General features: G+C 69.8%; 25 protein-coding genes. 22 read left to right on the top strand and 3 right to left on the bottom strand.

Annotated elements, in window-relative coordinates:
- Window position 1: 1 nt before the first annotated feature.
- The 12 genes from ACWDLG_RS38570 (at window position 2) to ACWDLG_RS38515 (ending at window position 11,792) form a co-directional block, all read left to right on the top strand.
- Window positions 2–247 carry an RNA-binding protein gene (locus ACWDLG_RS38570; RefSeq protein ID WP_354920081.1) on the top strand — a complete coding sequence of 82 codons (246 nt, stop codon included), beginning with the start codon at window positions 2–4 and terminating at the stop codon, window positions 245–247.
- Window positions 248–312: 65 nt separating this feature from the next.
- The gene (gene rimM / locus ACWDLG_RS38565; protein ID WP_449929555.1) at window positions 313–816 is read left to right on the top strand and encodes a ribosome maturation factor RimM; all 504 of its coding nucleotides are present in this window, start codon (window positions 313–315) and stop codon (window positions 814–816) included.
- Window positions 813–1,586: a tRNA (guanosine(37)-N1)-methyltransferase TrmD gene (gene trmD, locus ACWDLG_RS38560; RefSeq protein ID WP_449929553.1), complete on the top strand. Its 774-nt coding sequence runs from the start codon at window positions 813–815 to the stop codon at window positions 1,584–1,586. Before rimM ends, trmD begins: the two co-directional genes overlap by 4 nt.
- Window positions 1,587–1,712: 126 nt before the next feature.
- A complete protein-coding gene (gene rplS, locus ACWDLG_RS38555) occupies window positions 1,713–2,078 on the top strand; it encodes a 50S ribosomal protein L19 (protein WP_354920090.1) in 366 nt (121 codons plus the stop codon).
- A 134-nt stretch (window positions 2,079–2,212) separates the two neighbouring features.
- Window positions 2,213–3,001 (top strand): signal peptidase I, encoded by a 789-nt coding sequence (gene lepB, locus ACWDLG_RS38550; RefSeq protein WP_449929551.1) that lies wholly within the window; start codon window positions 2,213–2,215, stop codon window positions 2,999–3,001.
- 10 nt (window positions 3,002–3,011) lie between these two features.
- Window positions 3,012–3,581, top strand: coding sequence for a signal peptidase I (lepB, locus tag ACWDLG_RS38545; RefSeq protein WP_449929549.1), 570 nt, complete (start codon window positions 3,012–3,014; stop codon window positions 3,579–3,581).
- A 30-nt stretch (window positions 3,582–3,611) separates the two neighbouring features.
- Window positions 3,612–4,274: a ribonuclease HII gene (locus ACWDLG_RS38540; protein WP_449929547.1), complete on the top strand. Its 663-nt coding sequence runs from the start codon at window positions 3,612–3,614 to the stop codon at window positions 4,272–4,274.
- A gap of 18 nt (window positions 4,275–4,292) precedes the next feature.
- Window positions 4,293–4,616: a DUF2469 domain-containing protein gene (locus tag ACWDLG_RS38535; RefSeq protein WP_068895098.1), complete on the top strand. Its 324-nt coding sequence runs from the start codon at window positions 4,293–4,295 to the stop codon at window positions 4,614–4,616.
- Between the two features lie 1,186 nt (window positions 4,617–5,802).
- Window positions 5,803–6,156, top strand: coding sequence for a YraN family protein (locus ACWDLG_RS38530; protein WP_449929544.1), 354 nt, complete (start codon window positions 5,803–5,805; stop codon window positions 6,154–6,156).
- Entirely contained in the window at window positions 6,157–7,872 is a 1,716-nt protein-coding gene (locus ACWDLG_RS38525; RefSeq protein WP_449929542.1) for a YifB family Mg chelatase-like AAA ATPase, read from the top strand.
- A 1,549-nt stretch (window positions 7,873–9,421) separates the two neighbouring features.
- Window positions 9,422–10,552, top strand: a complete 1,131-nt coding sequence (gene dprA / locus ACWDLG_RS38520; RefSeq protein WP_449929540.1) for a DNA-processing protein DprA — start codon at window positions 9,422–9,424, stop codon at window positions 10,550–10,552.
- A 352-nt stretch (window positions 10,553–10,904) separates the two neighbouring features.
- Window positions 10,905–11,792, top strand: coding sequence for a tyrosine recombinase XerC (locus ACWDLG_RS38515; protein WP_449929538.1), 888 nt, complete (start codon window positions 10,905–10,907; stop codon window positions 11,790–11,792).
- Between the two features lie 285 nt (window positions 11,793–12,077).
- Here the strand turns inward: ACWDLG_RS38515 and ACWDLG_RS38510 are convergent, their stop codons facing one another.
- Window positions 12,078–13,406 (bottom strand): peptidoglycan DD-metalloendopeptidase family protein, encoded by a 1,329-nt coding sequence (locus tag ACWDLG_RS38510; RefSeq protein WP_449929536.1) that lies wholly within the window; start codon window positions 13,404–13,406, stop codon window positions 12,078–12,080.
- Window positions 13,407–13,898: 492 nt separating this feature from the next.
- Here ACWDLG_RS38510 and ACWDLG_RS38505 point away from each other — a divergent pair, with 492 nt between their 5' ends.
- The 3 genes from ACWDLG_RS38505 (at window position 13,899) to ACWDLG_RS38495 (ending at window position 16,850) form a co-directional block, all read left to right on the top strand.
- Entirely contained in the window at window positions 13,899–14,543 is a 645-nt protein-coding gene (locus tag ACWDLG_RS38505) for a DNA alkylation repair protein (protein ID WP_449929586.1), read from the top strand.
- A 517-nt stretch (window positions 14,544–15,060) separates the two neighbouring features.
- Entirely contained in the window at window positions 15,061–15,534 is a 474-nt protein-coding gene (locus ACWDLG_RS38500; protein WP_449929584.1) for a GNAT family N-acetyltransferase, read from the top strand.
- A complete protein-coding gene (locus ACWDLG_RS38495) occupies window positions 15,531–16,850 on the top strand; it encodes a CoA transferase (RefSeq protein ID WP_449929534.1) in 1,320 nt (439 codons plus the stop codon). The genes ACWDLG_RS38500 and ACWDLG_RS38495 overlap by 4 nt, the downstream gene beginning before the upstream one ends.
- Here the strand turns inward: ACWDLG_RS38495 and ACWDLG_RS38490 are convergent.
- Window positions 16,834–18,162: an MFS transporter gene (locus ACWDLG_RS38490; RefSeq protein WP_449929532.1), complete on the bottom strand. Its 1,329-nt coding sequence runs from the start codon at window positions 18,160–18,162 to the stop codon at window positions 16,834–16,836. The genes ACWDLG_RS38495 and ACWDLG_RS38490 overlap by 17 nt on opposite strands.
- A 57-nt stretch (window positions 18,163–18,219) precedes the next feature.
- Here ACWDLG_RS38490 and ACWDLG_RS38485 point away from each other — a divergent pair, with 57 nt between their 5' ends.
- The 6 genes from ACWDLG_RS38485 (at window position 18,220) to ACWDLG_RS38460 (ending at window position 23,409) form a co-directional block, all read left to right on the top strand.
- On the top strand, window positions 18,220–18,828 hold the full coding sequence (locus ACWDLG_RS38485) for an ArsR/SmtB family transcription factor (RefSeq protein ID WP_449929530.1): 609 nt from the start codon (window positions 18,220–18,222) through the stop codon (window positions 18,826–18,828).
- Between the two features lie 297 nt (window positions 18,829–19,125).
- Window positions 19,126–20,040, top strand: a complete 915-nt coding sequence (rpsB, locus tag ACWDLG_RS38480) for a 30S ribosomal protein S2 (RefSeq protein ID WP_449929528.1) — start codon at window positions 19,126–19,128, stop codon at window positions 20,038–20,040.
- A gap of 122 nt (window positions 20,041–20,162) precedes the next feature.
- Window positions 20,163–20,996, top strand: coding sequence for a translation elongation factor Ts (tsf, locus tag ACWDLG_RS38475; RefSeq protein ID WP_449929526.1), 834 nt, complete (start codon window positions 20,163–20,165; stop codon window positions 20,994–20,996).
- Between the two features lie 124 nt (window positions 20,997–21,120).
- Window positions 21,121–21,819, top strand: coding sequence for a UMP kinase (pyrH, locus tag ACWDLG_RS38470; protein WP_449929524.1), 699 nt, complete (start codon window positions 21,121–21,123; stop codon window positions 21,817–21,819).
- 100 nt (window positions 21,820–21,919) lie between these two features.
- A complete protein-coding gene (gene frr, locus ACWDLG_RS38465) occupies window positions 21,920–22,477 on the top strand; it encodes a ribosome recycling factor (protein WP_354920145.1) in 558 nt (185 codons plus the stop codon).
- Window positions 22,478–22,584: 107 nt separating this feature from the next.
- Complete coding sequence (locus ACWDLG_RS38460; protein ID WP_354920148.1) at window positions 22,585–23,409, top strand: phosphatidate cytidylyltransferase; 825 nt, start codon at window positions 22,585–22,587, stop codon at window positions 23,407–23,409.
- 155 nt (window positions 23,410–23,564) lie between these two features.
- Here ACWDLG_RS38460 and ACWDLG_RS38455 read toward each other — a convergent pair whose 3' ends face one another.
- Window positions 23,565–24,485 carry a suppressor of fused domain protein gene (locus ACWDLG_RS38455; protein WP_449929521.1) on the bottom strand — a complete coding sequence of 307 codons (921 nt, stop codon included), beginning with the start codon at window positions 24,483–24,485 and terminating at the stop codon, window positions 23,565–23,567.
- Window positions 24,486–24,597: 112 nt separating this feature from the next.
- Between ACWDLG_RS38455 and rlmN the strand changes: the two genes are divergently transcribed.
- The gene (gene rlmN, locus ACWDLG_RS38450; protein ID WP_449929519.1) at window positions 24,598–25,707 is read left to right on the top strand and encodes a 23S rRNA (adenine(2503)-C(2))-methyltransferase RlmN; all 1,110 of its coding nucleotides are present in this window, start codon (window positions 24,598–24,600) and stop codon (window positions 25,705–25,707) included.
- Window positions 25,708–26,209: the final 502 nt, after the last annotated feature.

Below are 26,209 nucleotides of genomic sequence, written 5' to 3'. Positions count from 1 at the left end.
CATGCTTGAGGAGGCCCTGGAGCACCTCGTGAAGGGCATCGTCGAGAATCCCGACGACGTCCGGGTCCGTGCCCGCCGCATTCGCAGCGGGCGCGTTCTCGAGGTCCGGGTCCACCCCGAGGACCTCGGCAAGGTCATCGGTCGCGGCGGCCGCACGGCCAAGGCGTTGCGCACCGTGATCAACGCCCTGGCTGACGGCAAGTACGTGCGGGTCGATCTGCTCGACCTGCACGAGACCGTCCGCTGACCGAGGAGTGTCGTGCCCCCACTGGCCTGGCCGGTGGGGGCCGTTTTTCGTGGAAGGTAGAACACGTGCAGCTAGTCGTCGGCAGGATCGGCCGCCCCCACGGGGTGCGCGGCGAGGTGACCGTCGAGGTCCGCACCGACGATCCTGACCTGCGCTTCGCCCCGGGATCGTCCCTGGCCACCGAGCCCGCCGCGCGCGGGCCGCTGTCGATCACCGGTCACCGCTGGCACAAGGGCATTTTGCTGGTGCGTTTCGAGGGCGTCTCCTCCCGCGAGGCCGCCGAAGACCTGCGCGACACCATGCTGGTCATCGATTCGGCAGACGTGCCGCCCTCCGACGACCCCGACGAGTTCCACGACCACCAGCTGATCGGGCTGTCCGTCGTCACCGTCGCCGGCGAGCCGGTCGGCGAGGTCACCGACGTCCTCCACCACGGCCAGGACCTCCTCGTCGTCCGGCGGGCGGGCGCCGACGAGGTCCTCGTCCCGTTCGTCAAGGCGCTCGTGCCCGAGGTCGACCCGGCCGGGGGCAGGATCGTCATCGATCCGCCGGAGGGCCTGCTGTCATGAGGCTCGACATCGTCTCGATCTTCCCCGAGTACTTCTCCCCGCTCGACGTCTCCCTCATCGGCAAGGCGCGCGAGCGCGGCACCCTCGACGTGCGGCTGCACCAGCTGCGCGACTGGACCCACGACGTCCACAAGACCGTCGACGACACCCCCTACGGCGGTGGCCCCGGCATGGTCATGAAGCCGGAGGTCTGGGGCGAGGCGATCGACTCGATCATCGGCGACGGCGCGCCCCGCATGGTGGTGCCCACCCCGAGCGGCCGCCCCTTCACCCAGGAACTGGCCCAGGAACTGGCCCACGAGCCGTGGCTGCTGTTCTGCTGCGGCCGCTACGAGGGCATCGACTCCCGCGTCATGGCCGAGTACGGCACGCGCCTGCGCGTCGACGAGGTCAGCATCGGCGACTACGTCCTGGCGGGCGGCGAGGTGGCCGTCCTGGTCATGGTCGAGGCGATCGGCAGGCTGCTGCCCGGCGTGCTCGGCAACGCCCACTCCGCGGTCGACGACTCCTTCGCCCCCGGCGCGATGCGCAACCTGCTGGAGGGGCCCGTCTACACCAAGCCGCCGGTCTGGCGCGGGCGCCAGGTGCCCGACGTGCTGCTGTCCGGACACCACGGCAAGGTGGCCAGATGGCGCAGGGACGAGGCGCTGCGCCGTACGATGAGGAACCGGCCCGACCTGGTCGAGGCGCTCGACGCCGCCGACCTCGACAAGCGCGACCGTGAGCTGCTGCTCTCGTTTCGCGCCGAGCCGGAAGATGTGGCAGACTGAATCGCTGGTGTGCCCGCCGTCGGCCACCTGATTCATCCAACCAGCAGGCGTGTCCCCCTCGTCGCAGCGCCATGGCGCTGCCGGGTGGACCTCCGCATGCTCGCGAAACGTTGAGGAAACGCTCTCATGCACACGAAGATCCAGGAGCTCGAGAAGGCCACCCTGCGCAGCGACGTCCCGGCCTTCCGCCCCGGTGACACGCTCGAGGTGCACGTCCGAGTGGTTGAAGGCAACCGCTCCCGCGTCCAGGTCTTCAAGGGCTTCGTGCTCCGCCGCCAGGGCAGTGGCGCCCGCGAGACTTTCACGGTCCGCAAGATCAGCTACAGCGTCGGCGTCGAGCGCACCTTCCCGGTCCACAGCCCGGTCATCGAGAAGATCACCCTCGTCACCCGCGGTGACGTCCGTCGCGCCAAGCTCTACTACATGCGCGACCTGCGCGGCAAGGCCGCCCGCATCCGCGAGAAGCGTGACAGCGTGCCCGCCGGCAAGTGAGTCCTCGCCCCACGGCCCCGTGACCAGCAGGTCACGGGGCCGTGGCGCTTTGCGCGGGCATTTCCTTCAGGTGAGGCGACCCAGGGGCGCGTGTGCACTCCGTGGGGTATGGCCTTCATCTAGGCTCATCAGCGATGAAAAGCGAGAGCCGGAACACGGCGGCCGCGTCCGCCAGGAAAAAAGGGTCGTTCTGGAAAGAACTCCCGGTGCTCGTGGTCATGGCGCTGGCGCTGGCTCTGATCGTCAAGACCTTCGTGCTCCAGGCGTTCTACATCCCGTCGGAGTCGATGGAGAACACCCTGCTGACCAACGACAGGGTCCTGGTCAACAAGGTCGTGTACCACACACGCGACGTCGAGCGCGGCGACGTCGTCGTCTTCTCCGGCACCGGCTCGTGGGATCCGGCCGCCCCCGCCAGGCCGCCCGCCCATCCCCTCGCCGCCGCCCTCCAGTGGCTGGGCACCGCCATCGGCGTCGTGCCGGGCACCAAGGACTACATCAAGAGAGTCATCGGGGTGGGCGGCGACACCGTCGCGTGCTGCGACGTCAAGGGGCGTGTCACGGTCAACGGCGTCGCGCTGGACGAATCCACTTACCTCTATCCTGGCAACGTGCCCTCCCAGAACTTCTTCACGGCCAAGGTGCCCGAAGGACGGCTCTGGGTGATGGGCGACCACCGGCAGGTCTCGCTCGACTCCCGCGAGCACACCTCCGGCCCCGGTGGCGGCTCGATCCCTGTCGACCAGGTCATCGGCCGGGCCTTCGTCATCATCTGGCCCCTGTCCAGGGCCACGACCCTGTCCATCCCCGAAACGTTCGCGCAGCCCGTCGGCGCTCTGGAGGGGGCCGCACCGGCCCTGGCCGGACTCGCGGGCTCCCTGCCGCTGTTCTGGCTGCGCCGACGCTGGCTTGCGAGGCGGTAGCCGTACCCCCATGGCAGTTGAAGAGAGCAACAAGCGCAAAGGCGGGCTCAGGGAGACGCTCTTCCTGATCGCGCTGGGCGTCGGCGTGGCGCTGCTGCTGCAGGCGTTCGTCGTGCGGTCGTTCTACATCCCCTCCGAATCGATGGAGAACACGCTCAGGATCGGTGACCGGGTGAGCGTCAACAAGCTCCACGGCGCCAGCGAGCGCGGCGACATCGTGGTCTTCGAGGGCTGGAACGGCGAAGACACCATCAAGCGGGTCATCGCGGTCGGCGGCGACAAGGTCGCGTGCTGTGACGCCAAGAAGCGCATCACGGTCAACGGGATTCCGCTCGACGAGAACTACCTGTTCCCCGACGACTTCCCCTCGGGGGAGAAGTTCTCCTACACCGTGCCCCAGGGCAAGCTCTGGCTCATGGGCGACCACCGCTCCGCCTCCGTCGACTCCAGGACCCACGTGCGCGAAGCCGGCGAATGGATCTCCGAGGACCAGGTGATCGGCCGGGCATGGGCCATCTACTGGCCGCTCTCGCACGCCACGATCCTCAGCCGGCCCGAGATCTTCGACAAGGTGCGGTGAGTCGCGGATGAGGCGTACGCTGCGTGTGTCATGTTTCGACCACGTCCTAGCGTTGTCCGGCGCGATTCCGGGCTCTACGCCTACGAGCGGGCGCTGGCGCGCAGGGGGTTGACCCCGATCGCCGGAGTCGACGAGGCGGGCAGGGGAGCCTGTGCGGGACCCCTGGTGGTGGCGGCCGTCATCCTCCGGCGGGAGATCCCCGGGCTGGCCGACTCCAAGCTGCTGGCGCCTGAGACGCGGTCGGCACTCTACGACAAGGTCATGGCCTCGGCCGAGGTCGCCGTCATCGTGATCCCCCCGGCCGAGATCGACGCGCGCGGACTGCACAAGTGCAACGTCACGGGAATGCGGCGGGCGGTGGCGCGGTTGCCGATGGTTCCCGGATACATCCTCACCGACGGCTTCCCGGTGCCCGGGCTGCCCGCGCCGTCGCTGGCCGTGTGGAAGGGGGACCAGGTAGCGGCCTGCGTCGCCGCCGCGTCCATCGTGGCGAAGGTGACGCGGGACAGGATCATGACGGAGCTGTCCTCGGACTTTCCCGAGTACGGCTTCGCGGAGCACAAGGGGTATGTGACTCCGGCCCATCGGCGGGCGTTGCGCGCGCACGGGCCGTGCTCCCACCACCGCTTCTCCTTCGTGACGGTGTCACGAACTTTCGTGGGGGAGAATGGAGTGGGGGCAGGAGTTGCCTGATCAGGCTGGAGGACCGGGATGAGCGCAGAGGATCTCGAGAAATACGAAACCGAGATGGAGCTGCAGCTTTACCGCGAATACCGTGATGTGGTCGGGCTGTTCACGTATGTCGTCGAGACCGAGCGGCGGTTCTATCTGACGAATTCGGTGGATCTCGACGTGCGGACGGCGGAGAACGGGGACGTGTTCTTCGACGTGAAGATGCAGGATGCTTGGGTTTGGGATATGTACCGGCCTGCACGGTTTGTTAAGAATGTACGGGTGGTGACGTTCAAGGATGTGAACGTCGAGGAACTCGCCAAGTCGGACCTGGAGATGCCCAAGGAGGGCTTCTCGGGCTAGGCGGCCGACTCCTCCTCGCTGCCGCTGGATCTCCCTGCGGCACATCGGGGAGGTTCGAGAGGCGCTGTCGCCTTCCCCTGGCGGCCGAGATGGGGTCGCTTTCCGCGGGCGGGGTCTCTGAGGTGTCGTTCCTGGTGGGTGGCGGGTATCTCTGAGCGATGGCGCGGGTCTTCAGGGGGGGCCAGGTCTGAGAGGCGGTGTCGTCTTTCCCGGGCGGGCGAGATGGGGTCGCTTTCCGTGGGCGGCGGGTTTCTGAGGTGTCGCTCTTGGTGGGTGGCACGTGTCTGAGCGATGGCGCGGGTCCTCGGGGGCGGCCAGGGTCTGGGAGGCGGTGTCGTCTTTCCCGGGCGGTCGAGATGGGGTCGCTTTCCGTGGGCGGCGGGTTTCTGAGGTGTCGCTGTTGGTGGGTGGCGGGTGTCTGAGAGATGGCGCCCGATCCTCGCGGGCGGCCAGGGTCTGGGAGACCGCGGCCCTCGGGTAAACAGCTGTGGCGCTCTATTGGGTGGTTGCGGGTGGCCTCTTCCCGACGTTCGCGGCCCTCGAGACCCCCGTGAATACCGGAACTTCTCCTGCCACCTGTCGATCGATCCAGCGGCCTCTCGCCTGCGAAGCGGCAGGACCGGCCCGTGCTCCAGCATGCCGGAAGCGCTGTACCCCCTCTCCGGCTGCCGGATCACACGCGCCGGGCGGGCACCTCACCCGGCACCGGCCACCGCTCGCTCGCCACGATGGAGCCCTTGCCCACCCGCCCGCACCGCGGACTCGGACCGGCCGGTCACCTGCCGACGCCCGAGGAACGGGCCGCTCACAGGCCCCGACCGACCGGTCGCCTGCTGGTTTCGACCCCTAAGCCCCTGGCCCGGGGACCTCCCGGCCACCCGCTGGTCCCGCCGGCCAACGTGCCCGTCATCTACCCGCGCTTCGGGACTTCCAGCAGTCCGCCCGCCCCCATTGGACTGTCCGCCCGCGCCGCTCTGCCAGTCCCCACCCTGCGCAGGGGCCGCTCGACCAGACCATCTCCGCCCTCATCCCTTCGCTCCGCCCCGGCTCCAGAACTCCCGGACACCCCCGACAAGCCTCCGTTATCCACACCCCGGTCACCGCCCCGCCGCCCCATCCACAGAACCCCGTTCGCCTCCTTCCACCCCACCCACCCTCCGGAAGAGTCACCACCGGAGGTGATCCCATGTCATCCAAAGACGAGCTGGGCAAACAAGGCGAGCAGATCGCCGTCGACTACCTGCGCGCCAAGGGCATGCAGATCCTCGACCGAAACTGGCGCTGCCGCCACGGCGAGATCGACGTCATCGCGGTAGACGGCACGAACCTCGTGGTCATCGAAGTCAAAACCAGGTCGGGCCGCACCCACGGCACCGCGCTGGAGGCCGTACGCCCCGCCAAACTGGCCCGCCTGCGCATGCTCGCCGCCACGTGGCTGGCCGCCCAGTCCCGCGGCTTCGACTGCGTCCGCGTCGACGTCATCGCCCTGGAACGGATCGGCGGCGACTTCGCGCTGCGCCATGTACAGGGGGCGATCTAGATGGCGGTCGCGCGCACCCGCAGCGTCACCCTCATCGGCGTCGCCGGCCGCAGCGTCGAGGTCGAGGCCGACGTCGGCAGCGGCCTGGCCGGCATCCACCTCATCGGCCTGCCCGACACCGCGCTGAGCGAGGCCCGCGACCGGGTGCGCTCAGCGATGGTCAACAGCCACTACCCCTGGCCCGACGCCCGCATCACCGTCAGCCTCTTCCCCGCCAGCCTCCCCAAGCGTGGAAGCCAGTTCGACCTGGCCATCGCCATCGCGATCCTGGGCGCGGCGGGCGCCGTACCGGCCGACCGGATCGCGGAGCCGTTCTTCCTCGGCGAACTGGGGCTCGACGGACGGCTCCGCGCCATTCGAGGCGTGCTGCCCTCGGTGCTCGGCGCGGTGCGCAGCGGCGGCGCCACCGTGGTCGTCCCCGCCGCGAACGCCGCCGAAGCCGCCCTCGTCCCCGACGTCACTGTGGTGCCCATCACCGACCTGCGCCAGCTCGTGGAATGGTTGCGCCGAGGCGACGCGCCACCGCGCTACATCCCGACCCCCGACCCCTCAGCTGCAACAGACGCGTCTCCCGTACGGCATGCACACGAGCAGCACCGCCTCCGCCCCACATCGTCAGGCGTGTCCCGTCCATCCGGCGGCTCCGCACGAACGCTCGCCGATCACTCGCCGGACGCCACCTCAGACGACGGCACGCCGTCCTCGTCCGGATACGTCGTGGGCACCGCCTCAAGCGGTCCGCTCACCGGCCCGGACCCCGGTGTCGACCTGTCCGACGTGGTCGGGCAGCCGTTGGGCCGCCGCGCCCTCGAAGTGGCCGCCGCCGGAGGCCACAACCTCTGGATGCTCGGCCCGCCCGGCACGGGCAAGACGCTCCTGGCCGAACGCCTGCCCACGCTCCTGCCCGACCTCGAGATCGACCATGCCCTGGAGGTCACCGCCATCCACTCGATCGCCGGAGTCCTGCCGCCCGACAGCCCGATGATCAGCCGTCCGCCGTTCGTGAACCCTCACCACACGGCGAGCATCGCCTCGGTCGTCGGCGGCGGCAGCAGCGTGGTCCGCCCTGGCGCCGTCTCCCTCGCCCACCGCGGCACCCTCTTCCTCGACGAGGCGCCGGAATTCCCGAGACACGTCCTGGATTCGTTGCGCCAGCCGTTGGAAGCAGGGAAGGTGACCGTGTCACGATCGGTGGGCACCGTCACCTTCCCGGCGAAGTTCACGCTGGTCCTGGCGGCCAACCCGTGCCCGTGCGCGCAACCAGCCGGCTCGGGCGAGTCCTGCCGCTGCTCGCCCGCCGTACGGCGCCGCTACCTGGCCAGGCTGTCCGGACCGCTCCTCGACCGCATCGACATGAAGATCACAGTGGCCCGCTCCAGCCGGCGTGAGCTCATGGCCGACCGCCAGTTCGTCGAGACCAGCAAGGTCGTCGCCGAACGCGTCAGGCTCGCCCGCGAACGTGCCGCCGAACGCCTGGCCGACACCCCCTGGCGAACGAACGCCGAGATCCCCTCAGCGGCTCTCCACTCCGACTTCCGTCCGTCCGACCATGCCATGCGCCCGATGACGGCCTGTCTCGACTCGGGCTCGCTCAGCGCCCGCGGGCTCGACCGTGTCGTACGGGTGGCTTGGACGATCACGGACCTCGCCGGCAAAGACCGTCCTGGAACCGACGAGACGGCTGCCGCCCTGGCCATGTGGCTCGGCGTCGGCTGACACCTTCCGCCGCCGTCCTGAAGTCGCCCCGAGCCAGCTGCGGTTAGCGGGCACCGCCGCCACTGCAGCAACACCGCCACCTCGTCACACGGGCTCACTGAGCCCACCACACGCCATTCGGAGCGTCATTCTGCCGGTAGCAGCGACGCTCTCCGGCACTTCCACCCACACCACCAGGGAGCACGCCGATATGAGCAGCCCCACCCCCTCGACCCCGGACGGCGAGGACCCCTCGCGGACCCATCGCGACGAAGAGGCGCCAGGCAGGCCACTTTCGACCGATCCGGTGTGGCGTGAGCCGCCCAAGCCCTCACCACCACCGAACCCCACCCCGACCGCATCAGCGCCACATGCCCACACGCCCACAGTCCCCGCGCCATCCACATCACCGTCATGTGCCCACACACCGACAGCCCCCGCGCCATCTGAGGAACCATGGCCAGATCTCACGCGGCCATCCGGGGCAAGGTGGCCGGACCTTACGCGGCCATCTGAGGGAACGTGTCCGGACCTTGCGCAGCCATCTGAGGGAACGTGGCCAGATCTCACGCTGTCATCCGAGGGAACGCAGCCCGACCATACGCAGCCATTCGTGGGGACGTGGTCAGATTCCACGCGGCCATCCGGAGGACCGCGGCCGAATCTCACGCGGCCATCCGGCGGAACATCACCAGAGCTCACGCCCCTCGGCCTGCCTGCTCGCACCCCTGGAGGTTCGACGCTCCCACCCTCGACCGAGCGCACACTGACCGAGCGCACGCTGTCAGACCCCGCGCTGCCGAACGATTCGTCGTGTCTCACACCGGCATCCCATCCCGCGGGGACGGACCCGCTTCCCGCGACTCCGCCGTCGCCTGGCGGCCTGGACGCCACGCCCCCATCCCCACCCACCGCCGGCCAGCACGCCGTCCCGGTAACACCCGAATCCGAGTCCACCAGGACTCCCGCTACGGATGAGGCGTCTCCGCAACCGATGGCCGCTTCCGTCACCGCGAGTCACGCCGAACTCGTGGCACGCCCACGGGAAACACCACGCTCCCAGGGACTGCCCTGTTGCGGGGAAGCACCGTGCTCGGGAGAAGCCCCGAGCTCGGGGGAAACGTCGAGCTCCCGGGGAGCGTCGAGCCTCGACGGAATGCCACGCTCTGGGGAACGGCCGCAGTCCGGGGAAGCGCTGCCTTGTGGGGAAGGGCCGTGCTCCAAGGATGGGCCACGCGCAGGTGAGGTGTCGTGCCACGGGGATGGGCCATGCGTGGGTGAAGTGTTGCGCTCTGAGGAATGGCCACGCGAAGGCGAAGTGTCGTACTCCGAGGAAGGGCCACGCTGGAAAGAAGTGCCGTGCCACGAGGAAGCGCCTGGCCTCAAGGAAGCGGACGCGACGCCTGCCGTACTCGTGACACCCCTGCTAGGCGACCACGCACCGGACGGCATGTCAGAAGGCAGCCCACTGCCGGCCGCCGCCGGCCCATCCTCACCCCATACATGCGCGCATCCGCAGCCCCCGATCGCGCACGCTGACCGCCAAGAGACCCTGGCCAGGGCGGCGCTCATGCGCGCGGCGGACATCGGCGATCCCATCATGGGCCGTCTCGTCCGCTCGCAGGGGGCCGGCGCAGCCGTTGAGGCCATCCTCAAAGGTGCCCTGCCCGAGGACTTCGTCGCCGGCGAAAGGCTCCACGACCACGCGCCGACCCGTGTCGCCGAACTGCACCGGCGCTTCCAGGCTTGGCGTGCTCGCCTGGAGATCGCCGATCCAGCCGTGGACCTCGAAACAGGGCATCGTGCCGGAGCGCGACTCGTCATCCCAGGCTCGACCGAGTGGCCCACCCAGCTCGACGCGCTCGGGCACAGCCGCCCACTCGGCCTGTGGGTGCACGGCTCGGCCGACCTGCGCTTCTCCTGCCTGCGTTCGGTGGCCATGGTCGGGGCGCGGGCCGCCACCGCGTACGGCGTACACGTCGCGGCCGAGTTCGGTGTCGCGCTCAGCGAGGCGGGATGGACCGTCGTCTCAGGCGGCGCGTACGGCATCGACGGGGCCGCGCACCGCGGAGCCCTGGTCGGCGACGCTCCGACCATCGCTGTTCTCGCCTGCGGCACCGACATCTGCTACCCGAGCGGCCACCACGAGCTGTTCGCGGCAATACGCGAAAAGGGCGCCGTGGTGAGCGAGTGCCCTCCCGGCGTGCATCCCACAAGAGCGCGCTTCCTCATCCGCAACCGGTTGATCGCCGCTTTGTCCCGTGGAACGCTCGTCGTCGAGGCCGCCATCCGCAGCGGCGCGCTCAACACGGCGGGACACGCGGTCTCTCTCGGTAGATATCTGGCCGCGGTGCCAGGCCCGATCACCTCCGAGATGTCGATCGGCTGCCACAAGCTGATCCGCGACCGCAACGCCGTCTGCGTCACCACGCCCGAAGAGCTGATCGAGCTGGTCGGTCTGATCGGCGACGACATCGCGGTGCCGGCCCGCGGGCCCGTGCTGCCCCGCGACGCGCTGAACGAGCCCACCCGGCGCGTCCTCGACGCCGTCCCGAGCCGTGGGGGCGCGGGGCCCGCCTCGATCGCCGTCTCGGCTGGTGTCGATCTGACCACGGCGTTGAGCTGCCTGGGCGGCCTCGCCGCAGCCGGCTACGTGGAACGTGTCCCCAAGGGCTGGAGACTGCGCAGAGGCCAACCGTGATGACGGCTGCGGCGGTGACGGACGCGGAGCTTGGAGCTGCAGGCCGCCGGTGACGGTCGTTGGGATTGCCTTCGCTGGTGTGACGGAGTTCGGTGGCGGCCGTGCCGACGGAGAGGTGCGCTCAGGGCGCGCGGACACCGTCGCCAGTGATGAACGGCCCTCGCAAGGCAAGTCACCGGTGATGAACGGCCCTCGTAAGGCAAGCGGAGGGCCAGCCGGGTATGTCCGCGGTGAAGGGGGATCATGGATGGCAGGCGAGGGCATAAGAAACACGGGCTGAGGCATGCAGGCCAGCCCGGTCAAGAAACACGGGTTGAGGCATTCCAGGCCAGCCCGGTGAGGGAGCGGCGGTATGACAGACGGCGACGAGGTACTGGCCGAGTTCGAGAAGCATCTGCGCTTCGAACGGGATCTTTCGCCGCACACCGTTCGTGCCTATCTGTCTGACATAGCCTCCTTGCTCGCGCACCTGGACCTTGGGATGGCCGGGCTCGATACGGCAGCGCTGCGCGAGTGGCTGGCCGAGCAGCACGCCGCAGGTCTGTCGCGGGCGACTCTGGCGCGGCGTACGGCATGCGTGCGCACGTTCACGGCCTTCGCGCATAGGCGCGGATGGTTGCCTGACGATCCCGGCCTGCTCCTGGGCAGTGCGAAGGCGGCGAGGTCGCTGCCCGCCGTACTCGATCAAGAGCAGGCGCAGGCCGTCCTGGACGTGCCGCCGCAGTCGAGCGAGCCCAAAGACCTACGGGACCAGGCCGTCTTGGAGCTCCTTTACGCGACTGGTGTCAGGGTGAGCGAGCTGTGCGCGCTGGACGTTGACGACGTCGACAGGGACCGGAACGTGATCCGGGTTCTCGGCAAGGGACGAAAGGAACGGACCGTGCCGTTCGGGCTGCCCGCGCTGCGGGCGGTGGACCGGTGGTGCGTGCACGGGCGTCCGCTCTGGATCAGGGAGGGAACCGGCCCGGCGCTGTTCCTCGGAGTGCGCGGTGGACGGCTGGACGCGGGCACCGTACGGCGGATCGTCCACGCCCGGCTGGGAAGCGTCGACGGGGTGCCGGACATGGGACCGCACGGCTTGCGGCACACGGCAGCCACACACCTGCTGGAGGGTGGGGCAGATCTGCGGAGCGTGCAGGAGTTGCTGGGTCACGCCTCGTTGAACACGACGCAGATCTACACGCACGTGTCGATCGAGCGGCTGCGGGCGGCTTACCGGCAGGCTCATCCGCGCGCGTGAAACCGGTGTTTGGTCAGGTGGATCAGGCCAGTCCGTTGGTGAGCTCGTCTGTGCGTGGCTGACGGTAGGTAGCCGGGGATGGGTGGTTGGCGGGGGCTCGGCTGTGCGAGGACTGGTGGCCTGCGACGGTGGACTGGTGGCTGGCGACGGTTGGTCAGTGAGGCGTCCCCGGCTGGTGAACGGGCGCTAGGTCATGTGATTTCGGGTCGTTACTTGCTGGGCTCCGGTGGACTCGTCTGTGGGTGGTCGGCGGTGGGTGGCGGGCGGTGGAGGTGTGGCGGCGGCTCAGGAGGTTGAGGAACTCGCGGGCGGGGTCGGCCAGTGGGGGAGCAGGCGGATGGGGCCCAAGCCGAGCAGTAGCAGGGGGTCGAGATAGCGGAACTCGCGGCGGAGTCCCCAGTGGAGGCAGGTTGTGATGCAGTGCCACGAGGTGGGTTCGATGACGCCGAGTTCGTCGCCCGTGGACACGGTCTGGCCGCGGCGCACTGACGCTCGCACGGGGAGATAGGTCGTCCGCAGACCGCCTGGGTGCTGGATGCTGACGACGCCGCGGCCGGCGAGGGGACCGGCGTAGGTGACCGTACCCGGGCCTGCCGCACGGACCCGTGCCCCAGGCGAGGCTGCGAGGTCTACGCCGCGATGTCCGGCGTGCCAGGGCTCGGGCGGTGGGCTGAAGCGACGGATGACCACAGGGCGACCGTCGAGGGGCCAGCGCCAGAGTGGTTGGTCGGCGGTGGGTGTGGGCGGCAGGAACGGATTCGCTGTTGCGGGTGGAAGTCGCGGGAGCGAGTTGGCAGCCGTGATGGGGGGTTGTGCGGCCGGGGCGGCTGTCGCGGGTGGGGGGTAGTGAGACGGATCCGCCGCTGTGAGTGGCGGCGACCCGAGCGGATCAGTGGCCGTGAGTGAGTCGTTCGACGGGCGGCGGGCGGCTGCGAGTGGATTGTCCGGGGGGCGATAGGCGGCCGGTGAAGACGGGTGGGTGGCGGAAGGTGAGTCAGCTGGGGAGCGGTGGGTGGCGGAAGGTGAGTCAGCTGGGGGGCGGTGGGTGGCGAAGGGTGAGTCATCTGAGCGGTGGTGAGTGGCGGAAAGTGAATGCTCTGAGAGGCCGTGTGGGGCGGTGACCGAGATCGGTGACTGCGGGTGGGTGGCGGTCAGCGAGTCGGGCGAGGGCAAGTGGATTGGCGTGAGTGACGGGTGGGGAGGCGGGTCGGTGATGGTGGGTTGTTGCCGTGCCGTCTGGGCGCTTGTGGTGGGTGAGGGATATTCGACCTTGTCCGGAATCGGAGGCCAGGCGATCAGTCCAGCGATCTTGTGACCAGGGGTTGCGCGCAGAGCTGGGGTGTTAGTTCCGGGTTGTGGGGCGGGTCGAGGCGGCCAGTTCGGTAGTGAGGAAGGCGGAGACGGGGCGGCCGGAAGGGTGTGTGTCAGGACCAGGACGGCAGTCGCGCGAGAGGGGGTGAGGGCGAGGGCGGCCAGCGTGAGGGCGGTGGCGACGATGACCGCGAGGATGGCCTTCAAGGCCCGCGCTGACGGGCGGATGCCACGCCGTGACGTGAGATCCGGGGCTTGACGGTGGGCAGCTCTGAGGAGCTTGCGCGGGGTGACGGGCAGCATGCGGCTCAGCGTCGTCGGTGGTGCCGGGGTCGGTTGGGGGCGAGTGAGATTCTGTGGAAAAGCGGCGGGGCTACTCGGCTGCCTGTGGATCGTGCCTCGGGCGGAGCCTGGAGCTGGCTACTCTCATCCGGCCGGCAGCCAACCACCTTCCTCACTGGATGAGCCAGGAGTTGGATGGCTGCCGGGCAGCCATTCACGCTCCTCACTGGGTGAGTCAGCAGTCGGATGGCTGCCGGGCAGCCAATCACGCTCCTCACCGGGTGAGCCAGGAGTCGGATGGCTGCTCGGAGTGAGGCCGAGGGTCAGTGCCCAGGCTCAGTGCTGAGAACTGCTGCATATTTGTGAAGGCGCGCGATTTCGTGTCGATGGCTGCCGCCGAACCGGCGTGTACGGCAGGAGGCCGACTCCCCTCGTAGGCTGAATCTCGCACGCGACGGACAGGAGGCCGAGGTGGCAGAGACGACGCTGACCGAGCCGATGGTGGCCGAGGTGATGGCCGAGCTGGCCGAGCTCGAGGACCCGAGGGCACGCGAGGTGAACGAGAAACACGGTGACGATCACGGTGTTAACCTCGGCAAGCTGCGCGCGCTCGCGAAGCGGTTGAAGACGCAGCAGGAGCTCGCGCGCCAGCTCTGGGAGACGGGTGACACCGCGGCGAGACTGCTGGCGCTCCTGATCTGCCGCCCGAAGGCGTTCGAGCGTGACGAGTTGGACGCCATGGTGCGCGAGGCGCGCACACCCAAGGTGCACGACTGGCTCGTGAACTACGTGGTGAAGAAGAACCCGCACTCCGAAGAGCTGCGTCTTGCCTGGTCCGCCGATCCGGATGCAGTGGTCGCGAGTGCCGGCTGGGCGCTGACCACCGAACGCGTGACGAAGAAGCCCGAGGGCCTCGACCTCGCAGGGCTGCTCGACGTCATCGAGGCGGAGATGAAAGACGCCCCGGATCGCCTGCAGTGGGCGATGAACCACTGCCTGGCGCAGATCGGGATCGAGCACGCCGAACATCGCGCCCGTGCGATGGACATCGGTGAGCGCCTGGAGGTGCTCAAGGACTACCCGACTTCCCCGGGCTGCACGTCTCCGTTCGCGCCCATCTGGATCACCGAGATGGTGCGCCGACAGCACGACAAGTAGGACGGTTCGCGCGCTCACGCTCGTGCCACTACTCCCTCGGAACGCGGCACCCGATGCGAACCGGCCGTGAGGGGCCTCACGTCGCCTACCGCGTGGAGACCACGCCGGGCCTACCTGAGTCGCGGGCGTACCCGAGCACGTCGGGCGTACCCGAGCACGTCGGGCGTACCCGAGCACGTCGGGCGTACCCGAGCACGTCGGGCGTACCCGAGCACGCCGGGCGTACCCGAGCACGCCGGGCCTACCAGAGCACGCCGGGCCTACCAGAGTCGAATGAAGTGACCTGGCTGCTCGTCGCGGTGCAGACGTGTGACCAAGCTTCGAGACGGTTGGTCCGTCAGTCGAGAATTCTTGAGGAGGGTCACTCAGGAGACCTCTGACTGATGTGAAGGCCGGCCCGGAGACCGCTCGATGAGGCGCAGCGCACAGAGCGGCGGTTCCAGGAACCACCGTGGGGACCCGGGCGGGCGCGGCCGGTGTCATGCTGGCGGTCGATCGAGTGAAGGGACGGCGCCGGATGAAGCTCGAAGGACCTCGACTGACGTTGCGCGAGGCCGTCCCGGCTGACGAGCCGAGGCTGCGGGCGATCGTCGCCGCCCCGGAGGTGGCCAGGTGGTGGGGGGAGGTGGACGACTTCGACGGCATGCTGGCCATCACCCTGGACGGCGAGGTGATCGGCGCCGTCCAGTACGACGAGGAGGACGACCCGCAGTACCGTCACGCGGGCATCGACATCTTCCTGGCCCCCGAGCACCACGGTCGCGGCTACGGGAGCGAGGCCGTCCGGACGCTGGCCAGGTGGTTGATAGGGGAGCGGGGTCATCACCGGCTCACGATCGATCCCGCCGCGCACAACGCCGCCGCGATCAGGGCGTACGAGAAGGTGGGGTTCAGGCGGGTGGGCGTGATGCGGGCCTACGAGCGCGATCCGGCCACGGGCGTCTTCCATGACGGTCTGCTGATGGATCTGCTGGCCGGGGAGCTGACGTGACGGCGGCGGCGCTGATCGCCGATCTGGGCGCGCGGCTGGGTGTCGGCCTGCCGGGCGTTCGTGTCACCGATGACGGTTCGCGGCTGCCGTCCCGCTATCCGGTGGAGGTGGCGGCCGCCGTGTCGGTGGGGGCGGCCACCGCCGCTGCCGCCGCCATGCGCGGGGTGGGGGCCGAGGTCGATGTGCGGGAGTCGCTGGCCGCGTTCCTGGACGAGCGGCTGTTCACGATCGACGGCGCGACGAAGGATCTGTGGTCACCGCTGTCGGGCGACTACCGGACGGCCGACGGCTGGGTCAGGCTGCACTGCAATTTCGACCATCACCGCGATGCCGTCTTCCGGGCGCTGGGCACGCAGGACGTCCGGCGGGCGTGCGCGGGCCGTACCTCGCGGGAGGTCGAACGGGCAGTGACCGGGGCGGGCGGGTGCGCGGCGGCGCTGAGGACGCCGGAGGAGTGGCGGCGGGACCCGAGGGCGCGCGCCGTGGCGGAGCTGCCGCTGGTCCGGCTCACCAGGGTGGGGGACGGCCCGGCCCGTGGCGGGGACGCGCCCAGGGTGCTCGACCTCACCAGGGTCATCGCGGGACCGGTGGCGACCAGGACACTCGCCGCCCACGGCGCGGACGTCCTCAAGGTGAGCACGCCCCGGCTGCCCGAGGTCGACGGGCTGGTGATCAGTACGGCGTTCGGCAAGCGCTGGTGCCACCTCGATCCGGCCACGGAGGCGTTCGCACGGTTGGCGGGCGCGGCCGACGTGGTGGTGAGGTCGGTACGGCCCGGCGCGCTCGGCGTGGTCGACGAGCTGGCGCGACGCACGCCCGGCCTGATCACCGTGGACATCACCGCCTACGGGCGCACGGGCGGTCGGGGGTTCGACAGCCTGGTGCAGATGGCCACCGGGATCGCGTGGGGGGATCCGCCGCGTCCGCTGCCCGCGCAGGTGCTCGATCACGCGACCGGGTATCTGGCCGCGTTCGGGGCGATGGCGGCGCTGCTGAGAAGGCGGGTGGAGGGCGGCTCGTGGCGGGTGGAGCTGAGCCTGGCCAGGACCGCCCAGTGGCTGGACGAGCTGCGCCGCATGGCGGCGGCCGGGTCGTTCCCCGGATGGTGGGAAGCGGCGCCCGGCCGCGCGGGAGACCGGCCGACCGGCACCGGCGAGATCGAGGTCGGCGACCTCATGGCGGAGATGGACAGCTCCTTCGGCAGGCTCGGGTACGTGCTCCCGCCGGGCCGTGTCGGCGGTCGCCGGCCCGGTTGGGCGACGCCGCCGCCGCGGCCGGGTGAGCACGGCGCCGAGTGGCTCATCCGCCCGTCCTGATCTTGGTGATCGCGCTCTCTCGCAGGGCGGCGCTCAGCACCGGGTCGGGTTCGGGCGCCGGCAGGGCGCCAGGACGCGGACGGTGGGGGCGCAGCGGGGACCGCCAGATCCACAGCCCCGCCAGGGCGGTGCCGCCGGCGCAGATCAGGATGACCACCCGCAGGCCGACCACCTCGGCCAGCAGGCCGCCCGTGATGCCGCCGAACGCGAGCACGCCGTGGATGGCGAAGGTCATGGTCGCGTTGACGCGCCCCATCATGTCGGCGGGCGCCTCGCGCATGGTGATGACGTTCGTGCAGGTGCCGAGGGAGACGACGATGGCCCCGATGAGCAGTCCCGTCGTGGCCATGACGGGGATCGTGACCTGCGGCGGGCCGCCGACCAGCCCGACCGTCAGCATGTCGAAGGGGAAGAGCAGGACCGCGTAGAGCATCACCCTGTTCTCGCCGAAGCGCCGGGCGAGCCTGGCGGTCGCCCAGGCGCCGATCAGGCCGCCGATGCCGGAGACCGCGGTGAGGGCGCCGATCATGCCTTGGGGGATCCGCAGGACCTGGAGCATGTAGAGGATCACGACGGCGATGTAGGCCATGGCGAAGAAGTTCAGCGTGACGCCGGTGGCCAGGATCGCGCGCAGCACGGGATGGCCGACGCTGAGGCGCAGGCCCTCGACCGCGTCGCGCCACATGCCGCGCGACGCGCTCGGCTCGTGGTCCTCGGGGGTGCGGATCGAGCGCAGCATCAGCGCGGAGGCCAGGAACGACACCCCCTCGGCCAGGACGGCGAGCGGCGCCGTGAGCACCTGGACCAGCAGTCCGGCGAGCCCGGGTCCGGCGATGGAGGCGACGGAGTAGGAGGCGTGGAAGCCGGCCATCGCCTCGGTCCGCTGCGAGGCGGGGACGACGACGGCCAGGTGGGGGAAGTTCGCCGCCCTGAACACGACGCTTGCCGTACCGATGACGAGAGAGACGGCGATCAGCAGCGGGACGCTGAGCGTGCCGGTGACCCACGCGAGGGGGACCAGGAGCGCCGCCGCGGCGGCGACCAGCTCGCAGGCGATCATCAGTGGCCGGTGCCGCCTGAGCCGGTCGGCCAGCGCGCCCGCGTGCAGGCCGAACAGCAGCGTGGGCACGGAGGCCGTCGCGGCCAGGAGCCCCATCTGGGCGGGTGAGGCGGCTAGCAGGGTGACCGCGGTGAGCGGGACGGCGAGCTTGGAGACCTCCGATCCGGTGACGGAGGCGGTCCTGGCCGACCAGAGCAGGCGGTAGTCGCGCTGCCGGTGGAGCGGCGGTAAATCCTGAAGGGTTTGCTTCACAACTGTGAAAGTAACCCTTCATAAGTGTGAAGGCAAGCCTTCAGGTATCGTCGTGACGTGACCAAGGAAGCGCGCCCGCTGCTGAGCGACCCCAAGGCGATGCGCGCGCTCGCGCACCCGGCTCGCCTGACCATGCTCACCGAGCTGATGTGGCGCAGGACGGCCACCGCGACCACCCTCGCCGAGGTCGTCGGCGTCTCCCCGAGCGCCGCCAGCTACCACCTGCGCATGCTGGAGAAGTACGGCTTCGTGCGCGACGCGCCCGCCAGCGAGGACGGCAGGGAGCGCCTGTGGGCCGTCGAGCCGGGCGGCTTCTCCTTCGGGTACGAGGACGACGACCAGCACGGCGTCCGTGAGGCCAAGCGGCTGCTCGCCGACGCGATCGCGGCCGACAAGGAGCGCGAGGCCAGGCGGGCGATGGACGCGGCGCCCACCGAGCCGGAGGAGTGGCGCGACGCGACGTTGTTCCAGCGCTCGCACCTGCTGATCACCGCGGCCGAGATGAAGGAGCTGGGCGAGCGGATCGAGGAGCTCGTGCGCCCCTACACCACCGCTCGGACCGGCGCGCCGGAGGAGGCTCGCCACGGCGAGATGCACCTGTCGCTCTTCCCCCGGGCCTCCAGGTCCGTCCCAGGCCTGCCGACCGAGGACCACGACGCGGACTGACACGCCGGTCGGGCCGGGGATCATGGTGGGGGCTGACACGCTCCGTCATGCCTGTCGCCGGTCGGCCGGCCGTGGACGACGACGTGAAGTGACGTGCGCCGACGGCCGGAGCGGTCAGGCCGGGGCTCCCCGCAAGGTATGCTTTTCGGTGGCCTGTCAGCGACAGGCCGACTTCGCATGCCCCGTCGCGAACCGTTCCTTCGGTCCGGACGAGAGTCCGGCAGGAGCGAGAGCGGGGCATCAGGGCGGCAGGCCACACGGCTGCCGCGCACAACCGAGAAACTGGAGGACCAGCAGATGGCCCCCGTCGTCACCATGCGACAGCTCCTCGAGAGCGGCGTTCACTTCGGCCACCAGACCCGCCGGTGGAACCCGAAGATGAAGCGCTTCATCTTCACCGAGCGCAACGGCATCTACATCATCGACCTGCAGAAGTCGCTGTCGTTCATCGACCGCGCCTACGACTTCGTCAAGGAGACCGTCGCCCACGGCGGCACGATCCTGTTCATCGGCACGAAGAAGCAGGCCCAGGAGGCCATCGCCGAGCAGGCCGGCCGCGTTGGCATGCCGTACGTCAACCAGCGCTGGCTGGGTGGCATGCTCACCAACTTCTCCACCGTGCACAAGAGGCTCCAGCGTCTGAAGGAGCTCGAGGAGCTCGACTTCGACAACGTGGCCGGCTCGGGGCTCACCAAGAAGGAGCTCCTCATGCGCCGCCGCGAGAAGGAGAAGCTCGAGCGCACGCTCGGCGGTATCCGTGACATGGGCCGCGTGCCCAGCGCGGTGTGGGTCGTCGACACCAAGAAGGAGCACATCGCGATCTCCGAGGCCAAGAAGCTCGGCATCCCGGTCGTCGCGATCCTCGACACCAACTGCGACCCTGACGAGGTCGACTACCCGATCCCCGGCAACGACGACGCCATCCGCGCCGTCGGCCTGCTGACCAGGGTCGTCGCCGACGGTGTCGCCGCCGGTCTCATGGCTCGCTCCGGCGCCGCCCGCGGTGACGAGAAGCCCGCCGCCGCCGAGCCGCTGGCCGAGTGGGAGCGCGAGCTCATCGAGCAGGGCTCGGGCGAGCAGAAGGTCGACGAGGTCGCCGCCCCTGCCGACGAGGTTGCCGCTCCCGCTGACGAGGCTGCCGCCCCCGTCGAGGAGGCCGCCGCCCCCGCCGAGGCTCAGGCCGCCGCCGAGGGCGAGACCGAGCAGGCCTAAGGGCTTGCGAGGGTACGGCTCGCGCCGGCCGCGCGAGCCGTACCCCCCGCCGGTGGTCGCACCGGCACCGAGGCTTTCCGGGTCCAACCCGATCCACGACGACATCCCACGAGGAAAAGCACATGGCTTCCGTGAACATGGCCGACGTCAAGCGGCTTCGCGAGCTGACCGCCGCCGGCATGATGGACTGCAAGAAGGCGCTGGAGGAGTCCGAGGGCGACTTCGACCGCGCCGTCGAGCTCCTGCGCCTCAAGGGCGCCAAGGACGTCGGCAAGCGCGAGGCGCGCACCGCCTCCAACGGCCTGGTCGCGCTCAAGCAGGAGGGTGACTCCGCCGCCGCGCTGCTCGAGCTCAACTGCGAGACTGACTTCGTCGCCAAGGGCGAGCGCTTCCAGGAGCTGGCGGCCCAGGTCGTCGCGCACATCCTGGCCACCAAGCCCGCCGACGTCGACACCCTGCTCGCCTCCACCCTCGACGGCAAGTCCGTCAAGGAGCTGCTCGACGAGGCCAACGCCGCGCTGGGCGAGAAGATCGAGATCCGCCGCTTCGCCGTGCTCGAGGGTGGCTACATCGGCGCCTACATGCACAAGACCGACCCGCAGCTCCCGCCGGCCGTCGGTGTGCTCGTGCAGCTCGACAAGCCCAACGCCGACGTCGTCAAGGACGTCGCGCAGCACGCCGCCGCCATGGCGCCGAAGTACCTCGACGCCGAGGCCGTTCCCGCCGAGGTCATCGAGAAGGAGCGCGCGCTCTTCGAGGAGATGACCCGCGAGGAGGGCAAGCCCGAGGCCGCCATCGCCAAGATCGTCGAGGGTCGCGTCAACGGCTGGTACAAGGACTTCACGCTGCTGCAGCAGGCCTTCGTCAAGGACAACAAGAAGACGATCGCCAAGTACGCCGAGGAGAACGGCGTCGAGGTGCTCGCCTTCGTCCGCTTCAAGGTCGGCCAGGCTTAGTCTCGAGGTGGGAGGCGCGTACCGTCTCCCAACCGCTCTACCAGAACCACCACCCGAGGAGGCCGCCGCCGTGCAGGAGAACCAGGAGCCCGTCGCGCCGGCGGCTTCGTCGTACAAGAGGGTCATGCTGAAGTTGTCCGGCGAGGCGTTCGCCGGCGGCGAGCCCATGGGCATCGATCCGGAGGTGGTCGGTCACGTGGCCGACTCGATCGCCGAGGCGGTGCGCGAGGGCGTCCAGGTCGCCGTCGTGGTCGGCGGCGGCAACATGTTCCGCGGCGCCGCCCTGTCCGCGGGCGGTCTCGACCGCGCCAGGGGCGACTACATGGGCATGCTGGGCACGGTCATCAACTGCCTGGCGCTCCAGGACTTCCTTGAGAAGCGCGGCATCGAGACCCGCGTCCAGACCGCCATCTCCATGCAGCAGGTGGCCGAGCCGTTCCTGCCCCGCCGCGCCATCCGGCACCTGGAGAAGGGCCGCGTGGTCATCTTCGGCGCGGGGCTCGGGATCCCCTACTTCTCCACCGACACCTGCGCCGCGCAGCGAGCGCTGGAGGTCGGCGCCGAGGCGCTGCTCAAGGGCACGCAGGTGGACGGGGTCTACGACTCCGACCCGCGGAAGAACCCCGACGCGGTCCGGTTCGACCACCTCGACTACGCGGAGGTCCTCGTACGCGACCTCGCCGTCATGGACCAGACCGCGATCAGTCTGTGCAAGGAGAACGACCTGCCCATCGTCGTCTTCGACCTGATGGGCGAGGGCAACATCCTGCGCGCGGTGCGCGGTGAGAAGATCGGCACGCTGGTGAGTCCGGCAGGGAAATAGGGAGCGAGCCTGACGACGCGAGCGACGCGGTGCCTGGCGCAGAGGGATGGGGCCGTGGCGCGAGCCAGGAAGGTGAGCGACCAATAGACAGGGAGCCGCTGTGATCGACGAAACTCTCCTCGAAGCCGAGGAAAAGATGGACAAGGCCGTTTCGGTCGCGAAGGAGGACTTCGCGGGCATCAGGACCGGCCGTGTCACCCCGTCGATGTTCAACAAGATCAACGCCGAGTACTACGGTTCGCCGACCCCGATCCAGCAGCTGGCCTCGTTCCATGTCCCCGAGGCCCGCATGGTCATCATCCAGCCCTACGACAAGGGCTCGATGGGCGCGATCGAGAAGGCGATCCGTGACTCCGACCTCGGGGTCAACCCCAGCAACGACGGCCAGGTGATCAGGGTGGCCTTCCCCGAGCTGTCGGAGGAGCGCCGCAAGGAGTACGTCAAGGTCGCGCGCAACAAGGGCGAGCACGCCAAGGTCTCGATCCGCAACATCCGGCGCTCCGCCAAGGAGACGCTCGACAAGATGATCAAGGATGGCGAGGCCGGCGAGGACGAGGTCCGCCGCGCCGAGAAGGAGCTCGACGACCTGACCCACAAGCACGTCGCCAAGATCGACGAGCTGCTCAAGCAGAAGGAAGCGGAACTGCTCGAGGTCTGAGCGGTCGCATCCGCACGGCCCTCGCGTGGACGCGGGGGCCGTGGCTTTGTCACGAAGTGTGCGCATCAGACGGCTCGGTGCGGTCTGACCGCCGAGTTGGAGAGTCTGTGGAAGAACGCACACCGGGCAGCCGTACCGGCAGGAACCTGCCGGCCGCCATCGCGGTCGGCGTCGTGCTGGGCGCGCTGGTCCTGGCCTCCCTGCTGACGATCAAGGAGCTCTTCCTCCTGCTGGTCGTGGCGGCCGTGGGCGTGGGCGCGGCAGAGGTGGTTCACGCGCTCGGCACGCGCGACATCAAGGTGCCGCTGATCCCGGTGCTCGTGGCGACGGCCGCGATGCAGGCGGGCGCCTACTGGGGCGGGGCCTCGTGGCTGCTCGGCACCTACGTCGTGGCGGTGTTCGCGCTGCTGCTCTGGCGGATGTTCGACGGCCCGCAGGACGGCTACGTCCGCGACGCGACGGCATCGGTGTTCGCCCTGGCCTACCCGCCGCTGCTGGCCGGTTTCGTCGCGCTGATGCTCGCCACGCCGGAGAACGGCCACTACCGGGTGCTGATCTTCATCGCGGTCACGGTGAGCAGCGACATCGGCGGCTACTTCGCCGGCGTGCTGTTCGGCAGGCACAAGATGTCGATCATCAGCCCGAAGAAGACCTGGGAGGGTTTCGCCGGATCGGTGCTGGCCTGCATGGTGGTCGGCGCCTGGCTGGTGACCTGGCTGATGGGCGGCCAGCTGTGGCAGGGCGCGCTGATCGGCCTGCTGGGGGCCGTCATGGCGACCCTCGGCGATCTGGTCGAGTCGATGATCAAGCGGGATCTCGGCATCAAGGACATGGGGTCGGTGCTGCCGGGACACGGCGGCCTGATGGACCGGCTCGACTCCCTGGTGGCGACGCTGATCCCGGTGTGGCTGCTGCTGTCGCTGTTCTTCTGAGGAACGGCGCTCCTCAGACGCCTGCGGGCCGTGCGTTTCACGGGTCTTCGCCCCGTGCGTTTCACGGGTCTTCGCCCCGTGCGCTTGATGCCGCCCGCGGGCCGTGGTTCACGGGTCTTCGCCCTGTACGCTTCATGCCGCCCGCGGGTCGGGGTTCACGAGTCCCCGGCCCACGCCTCCAGCCAGAGCCAGCGGACGGCCTCGCCGCCGAACCCGAACCCCGACAGGTCCGGCATGTCGGGGGCGTCGGCGAGCATGATCACCCCGTCGTACCGCGCGCCGAGAGGGAACGTCGACGGCTCGTGGTACCACGTGGCCGTGTGCCCGTGGCCCAGCCACGTCACTGAATGCCACGGGTACTGCGCCAGCCACACCAGAAGCAGCGCCGCCTCACGCGGGTCGCCGTGGGTGGCGACGGCCAGCTCGATCCTGGCGTAGGCGCGCGGCCGGTCGATCCACTGCTCGACCGTGGGCATGCGCTGGCAGCTCATACCGACCGTCGACAGCACGGTGAAGTCCCTGCCCCGGTACGGCGGGCGCTCGCTGATCCCCACCGTCGGCAGCCGCTCGCCGCTGGCGTCCCAGTAGCGCCCCGACGGTCCGACGGTCCGGTCGAGATGCCCCATGACGAACTGCTGGAAGGAGGCCCACGAGCCCTCGCTGTGGCGCCACTGCCAGTAGGAACCGGCGTGGTCGAGCCGCGGCTGGAGCCCGTCGAGCGCCTCGGACAGCGCCCAGGCGAACGGCGTCTCGCCGACGGCCTCGCGCGCGTAGCCCGGCATGCTCCTGCTCATGTCCGCCCAGCCCGGAATGACCGCGAGAAGCTCGTCGTTCTCATACAGGGCGACCCCGTCGCCCTCCTCGAACCATAAGGTGGTCAGCTGGCCGAGCGCGTGCCGTCCCGCGGGATGGCGGGTGTTCGGCCGTGGCATGAGGGGCGGCGCACCCGCGTTCAGCCTGGCCAGATCGACGACCTCGGGGGCGGGCACGTGGTTGGCCAGCCAGACGGCTCCGTGCACCTCGCCGCCCGGGGAGCACAGGTAAGCTACCGACGCGGCGTCGTCGCGTTCGACCACCAGAGTGCGGCTCCCGTAAGGGTTGCCATCGGTGAGGACGACCTCGGTTTGCCCCTCGCCAGACGATCGGTATATCGCCATACATCTGGACTCTAGATTAAAGAGAGGGCTCATGACCGCCGAGAAGACCGAGCGCCCGTTGCTGCAGTTCACGGCGCCGCGCCGGGCCAAGCCCGCGAGACATCTGGCGGATCTGACGATGGCCGAGCGCCGCACGGCGGTCGCCGAGCTCGGCGAGAAGCCCTTCCGCGCCGACCAGCTCTCGCGCCACTACTTCACGCACCTCACCACCGACGTCGCGGCGATGACCGACCTGCCAGCCGCCGCCCGCGAGAAGCTGTCGGTGCTGCTGCCCCCGCTGCTGACCTCCGTGCGCGAGCTGGCCACCGACGCGGGCACCACCCGCAAGACGCTCTGGCGGCTGTTCGACGGCGCGCTGGTCGAGTCGGTGCTGATGCGCTACCCGGACCGGGTCACCATGTGCGTGTCCTCGCAGGCGGGCTGCGGCATGAACTGCCCGTTCTGCGCCACCGGCCAGGCGGGGCTGACCCGCAACATGTCCACGGCCGAGATCGTCGAGCAGGTGGTCTCGGGAGCCAGGGCGCTGGCCGCGGGCGAGGTCCCCGGCGGCCCCGGCCGGGTCAGCAACGTGGTGTTCATGGGCATGGGTGAGCCGCTGGCCAACTACAAGGCGGTGATCGGCGCGGTCCGCCGCATGGTCGAGCCCGCGCCCGACGGGCTCGGCATGTCCGCGCGCGGCATCACGGTCTCCACCGTGGGCCTCGTGCCGGCGATCGCCAAGCTCGCCGACGAGGGGCTGCCCGTCACGCTGGCGCTGTCGCTGCACGCCCCCGACGACGAGCTGCGCGACACCCTCGTGCCGATCAACACCCGGTGGAAGGTGCACGAGGTGCTCGACGCCGCGTGGGCCTACGCCGCCAAGACCAAGCGTCGGGTGTCCATCGAGTACGCGCTGATCAAGGACATCAACGACCAGGAGTGGCGCGCCGACCTGCTCGGCAAGCTGGTGAAGAACAAGCTGGTGCACGTCAACCTGATCCCGCTCAACCCCACTCCCGGTTCGAAGTGGACGGCCTCCCGCCCGGAGGACGAGCGGGCGTTCGTACGCCGCCTGGAGTTCCACGGGGTGCCGGTGACCGTCCGCGACACCCGCGGACGCGAGATCGACGGCGCCTGCGGCCAGCTCGCGGCCGCAGAGTGATCCCCCGTACGGCAAGCCGGGCCGGCGCCCGTTCGTGATCCCCCTGTACGGCAAGCCGGGCCGGCGCCCGTTCATGATCCCCCCGTACGGCAAGCCGGGTCGGCGCTCCCGCGGTCACGACTGACCGGCCGTCCATCACGCCACTCCAGCGGGACTTCGGCGCGCCGCCGTTACGTCGCCCTGCCAACCCGAAGACCCGTAACCCCGACAACTCCCAAGGCGACTGGGCGACTGGGCGACTGGGCCGGGAGCGCCGCGACCTCGGCGACCCGGCTGGAGGCGGGAGCCCAGGGGAAGTCCGAGCTACGGAGAAGCCAGGGAAAGCCCGAGGGCGGCCGAGGGGAAAGCCTGAGGGAGCCCGAGGGCGGCCGAGGGGAAAGCCTGAGGGAGCCCGAGGGAGCCCGAGGGCGGCCGGCAGGAAAGCAAACCTAAGGGGAAAGCCTGAGGGGGCCGAGAGGAAAGCCCGAGGGGGGCCGAGGGGAAAGCTTGAGCGGAAAGCCCG

The sequence above is a fragment of the Nonomuraea sp. NPDC003727 genome (assembly GCF_053586935.1).
This window is presented reverse-complemented; position numbering and strand designations above follow the sequence as displayed.